This is a genomic window from Longimicrobiales bacterium (genome assembly GCA_035764935.1).
Lineage (GTDB): Bacteria > Gemmatimonadota > Gemmatimonadetes > Longimicrobiales > RSA9 > DASTYK01.
This window is the reverse complement of record DASTYK010000179.1, coordinates 1-4,669: the sequence shown is the minus strand read 5'-3', so window position 1 is coordinate 4,669 and position 4,669 is coordinate 1. Positions and strand designations below refer to the sequence as shown.

General features: G+C 64.3%; 3 protein-coding genes. All 3 read left to right on the top strand.

Annotated features, from left to right (window positions below; all coding sequences use genetic code 11):
• The coding region (locus tag VFU06_15785) for a peptidase dimerization domain-containing protein (GenBank protein HEU5210856.1) at positions 1-570 on the top strand (570 nt) is incomplete at its 5' end.
• A gap of 52 nt (positions 571-622) precedes the next feature.
• Positions 623-2,788 carry a transferrin receptor-like dimerization domain-containing protein gene (locus VFU06_15780; GenBank protein ID HEU5210855.1) on the top strand — a complete coding sequence of 722 codons (2,166 nt, stop codon included), beginning with the start codon at positions 623-625 and terminating at the stop codon, positions 2,786-2,788.
• 50 nt (positions 2,789-2,838) lie between these two features.
• On the top strand, positions 2,839-4,669 hold a 1,831-nt coding region (locus VFU06_15775), incomplete at its 3' end, for a DUF4910 domain-containing protein (GenBank protein ID HEU5210854.1).

Genomic DNA, 4,669 nt, shown 5'->3' with positions numbered 1-4,669 from the left:
CATACCCTCGGCGGTGGCGTGCCGAACGTCAATCAGGGTATGGGGCGCGCAATCGACCGGATCCTCTCGCTGCCACAGCCGGAGCGTCACGCAGACCAGCGCACCGTGATCAACGTCGCCATGGTCCGCAGCGGTAGCGTGTTCAACCACAAGCCGGAGACCGGCTGGTTCTCCCTGGATGTACGGTCCTTGAGCTCCGCGGTCATCGAGGAGATCGAGAACGACGTCAGGGGCATCCTGGATGAGGTCAGCGGCAGCACCCGCATCGACTTCGAGATGGAGCCGTATCAGCAGATGCCCGGCGGCCAGATCGAAGGAGCAGTCGATTCCGACCTGGTTCGAACCTCGGCAGATATCGCTCGCCACCTGGGGCTGCAACCGAACCTCAGCAATGCCGGCTCGGCGAATCTCAACGTGGCGATTGCGGCCGGCACCCCGGCAATCGGGCTGGGCGGTGAGCGTGGTGGTGCACGGGGTCAGGCGGACGAATGGGCCGACATCCCCGCGATGCTCCGCAGTGCACGCCATGTCTTCCTGCTGGCGGTCACGCTTGGACGCGCACACGAATGAAGCATCGACCCGTCAGGTGAACGACAGCGGTTCCCCAACAACGAGAATAGTCATGAACTGTCGCCTCAGGTTCGCCATGCTGTCCGCCGCCGCGGTGATCGGGCTCCCGGCAACGGGTATGGCTCAGCAGCCGATCCGCGGCTTTCCGGCACCAGTGCTCGCGGAGCAGGTGGAGAACGAGCGCCTGCTGCACACGGTTCCGAGCCCTGACACGGTCCGGGAGCAGATCCGGATTCTCAGCGAAGAGCCGCATGATGCGGGCAGTCCCGGCTCGCGTCGAGTCGCAGAACACATTCTCCGGCGCTTCCAGTCGTACGGGCTGGACGCAACCATCGAAGAGTTCGAAGCGCTCATGCCGCGTCCTGTCGTGCGCAGCCTGGAGCTCGTTTCGCCGACCCACTACACCGCGCGGCTGGCCGAGGAGCGTTTCGACGACGACAAGGATGCGGGGGACGAGGGGCAGTTGCCGAGCTACAACGCCTATTCGGCGGATGGCGACGTCACGGCCGAGCTCGTCTTCGTCAACTACGGTCTGCCGGAGGATTACCGTCTGCTCGACAGCCTCGGAATCAGCGTGGAAGGCCGGATCGTCATTGCAAAGTACGGTCGCTCTTGGAGAGGCATCAAACCGAAGCTGGCCGCCGAACGCGGTGCAGTCGGCACCATCATCTATTCCGATCCGCAGGACGACGGGTACTGGGTCAACGACGTCTATCCCGAGGGTCCCATGCGGCCCGAGCATGGAGTCCAGCGCGGCAGTGTCATGGACATGCCGGTCCGGCCGGGAGATCCCCTCACACCGGGCAGGGGCGCTGTAAAAGGCGCCGAGCGCATTGCGATCGAGGACGCGGAAACGATCCTGACGATCCCGGTGCTGCCGATCTCCTACGGCGATGCGCTTCCGCTGCTTCGTGCTCTGCAAGGCCCCGTCGCGCCCGAGCACTGGCGCGGGGCACTACCGCTGACATACCACATCGGTCCCGGTCCCGCGAAGGTACGGCTCGCGCTCGGTTTCGACTGGGAGATCCGGCCGGTCTACAACGTCATCGGGATAATCGAGGGCGCCGTGTATCCCGACGAGTGGATCGTGCATGGCAATCACCATGATGCCTGGGTCCATGGTGCCGCCGACCCGATTTCCGGGCAGGTCGCGCTTGGTGAGACGGCTCGTGCCCTCGGCCAGCTCGCGCGCACCGGCTGGCGCCCGGATCGCACCATCGTGTTCGCCGCATGGGACGCGGAGGAATGGGGGCTGATCGGATCGACCGAATGGGTGGAGAAGCACCTCGACGAGCTTCGGGAGAAGGCGGTCGTCTATCTCAACACCGACAGCAACAATCGCGGCTGGGTGGGCGTAGGCGGCTCCCACTCCCTGCAGACGTTCTTCACGCAGGTCGCCCGTGACGTGCACGACCCGCTGCGGGATGCCACGGTTCTGGACGCGTGGCTGGAGCGTCGCAGTCTCGGTTCAGCGGGACCAAGACCAGACACACTGTTCGCGATCTCGGCTCTTGGGTCCGGATCGGATTACACGGCATTCCTCGACCACGCCGGCATTGCTGCCGGCAACGTCGGATTCGGTGGTGATGCGCAGTCCGGAGTCTACCATTCCGGTCACGATACATTCGACCACTACCGACGCTTTGGCGACACGACATTCGTATATGGCGCGCTGCTGGGCAGCTTCATGGCGACGTCGATTGTCCGCCTGGCGGATGCGCCGGTTCTGCCCTTCGAGTTCACGAATGCGGCACGCACCTACCGCCAGTACCTCGACGAGATCGAACAGGAGGCCCACGACCAGGAGTCCACCCGGACACTGGACCTGAGCAATGTGCGGGCAGCAGTCGATCGGCTGAGCAACGCGGCGCAGCGATACGAGGCGGTCTTCGCACGCCTGGACGAGTTGCCCGCGCGCGCGTCGGGCGAACATTCCGCGCAGCGAGCCGAGCTGAACAGGACCCTCTACCAGGCGGAACGCCGGCTGACGGATACAGCGGGGCTGCCGGAGCGTCCGTGGTTTCGTCACCTGGTGTATGCCCCGGGCTTTTATACGGGCTACGGCGTGAAAACCATGCCGGGCATTCGGGAGGCAGTGGAGGACGTTCCTGATGCAGCCGTGGCGCAGCGCGAGGCCGCTCGCGTCGCCAGTGCGCTGAACGGTTACGCCGCTGAAGTCGAGCGGGCAGCCACGCTGCTCGAGGCGCTCCTGAGATGAGGCGCTTTGAGTCGTACGATCGGCCATTCGCAACTGATCCGGAGAAGACCATGCGACTTCGTGGCATAATTTCGGTCGTAGCAGTGCTCGTCATGGCAACGGCCCACCCCCTGTCGGCCCAGACGGGCGGATCGCTGCTCGACGACCGGACGAGGGACCTGCTTCATGAAACGCTCAGTGGTGAACGAGCCAAGGATCACGTGATCCAGATCACCCGTCACCACAGGATCCAGGGGTCCCGCGGCTATCGCGATGCCGCGCAGTATGTGCTGTCGGAGCTCAGGAAGGCGGGCTTCTCCGAAGCCGATGCCTACATCGAGTCGTTCCCCTCCGACGGTCGGATCCACTATCAGGGCTGGCAGTCGCCATCCGGCTGGCACATCGAATCCGCCGAGCTGCGGATGACCGAGCCATACGACGAACGGATTGTAGGGTATCCCGAGGTCGGAATGAGCGTGGTCACCTATTCCAACGCAGGTCACGTTCAGGCGGAGCTGGTATGGGTGGGGGCGGGAACGGGGGATTCGGATTACGAGAACAGGGACGTCTCCGGAAAGATCGTGCTCTGTACCGGGAACGGTGGGCAGGTGCATCGTCTTGCCGTCCTCAAGTACGGCGCGAGTGCGGTCGTATGCTACCTGGACGACGATCGTGCGCAGGAGTACCCGGACATGCTTGCATATACAGGCATGTGGCCGAACACCCACGAGCTCGAGAACGTCAGGTTCGGGTTCAACCTCACGAACCGGCAGGGCACCAGGCTGCGGAAGCTTCTCGAATCCGGTCAGCGAGTCGTGCTGGACGCGCGCGTCGACGGACCCGGCCTCGAGCCATTCGAAATGGACGTCGTTGTGGCGCACGTGCGCGGCAGCGGCGCTGCAGGCGAGGAGATCGTCCTCAGTGCTCACCTCGACCATCCGAAGGAGTCCGCGAACGACAACGCCTCCGGCTCGGCAGCGCTGCTGGATATGGCGCGTTCGTTCAGCGAGCTGATCGGATCGCGGCGGCTGCCGCAGCCGCAGCGCTCCATCCGCTTCATCTGGATTCCCGAGTACTATGGAATGATGGCCTACGTGGATGCGCACGAGGAACTCCGCGGGCCGGAACTGGGTGGCAGGTTCCTCGCCAATCTCAACCTGGACATGGTGGGGGAGAAGCTCGAGCTGCTGCACTCCAAGATGACATTGACCCGCACACCGTCATCGATTCCCAGTGCGCTCAATGACGTGGTCGAAAACATGGCGCAGATGGTCGACGAAATGGACGTTCGCACACCGCGCGGCAGTCAATCGGCGTTCAACTATCGGGTTACGCCGTACAGCGGCGGTAGCGATCACAACATGTTCATCGATCGGAAGATTCCCGGAATGATGGTGAACCACTCGCCCGACTACACGCACCATACATCCGAGGATACGCCGGACAAGGTCGATCCGGTGGAGCTCGAGCGGAGTGAGATCATCGCCGCCGGAGCTGCCTGGTACCTGGCCAACCTGCAGCCGGAGCAGGCCATCGACCTCGCACATCTCACGGCGGCCAACGGCGCGGCCCGCGTTGGCCATGCGCTCCGGACGGCGCAACGTGATCTCACGTCCAGCGCCGACGTCGCTCGCGGATGGGCGGAAGCCCAGAACCGTGTCGACCACGCGTTGCACTGGGAGCGCGACGCGTTGCGGTCGATCCTGGTCTTCAATTCGGCTGCGCCCGTCCGGACCACTGTCCAGCAGCTGGATGATCAGCTCGTCGCTGGTCAGGCGCATCTTGCACGCAGCCTCGCCATGGCGGCGAATGCTCGCGGACTCGATGGAGATCGGCCTCCAGCCCTCGGCAGCAATCGCGACGCGCGCGTCCCGATCCGTTTGACACGCGGCCCCATTCCCT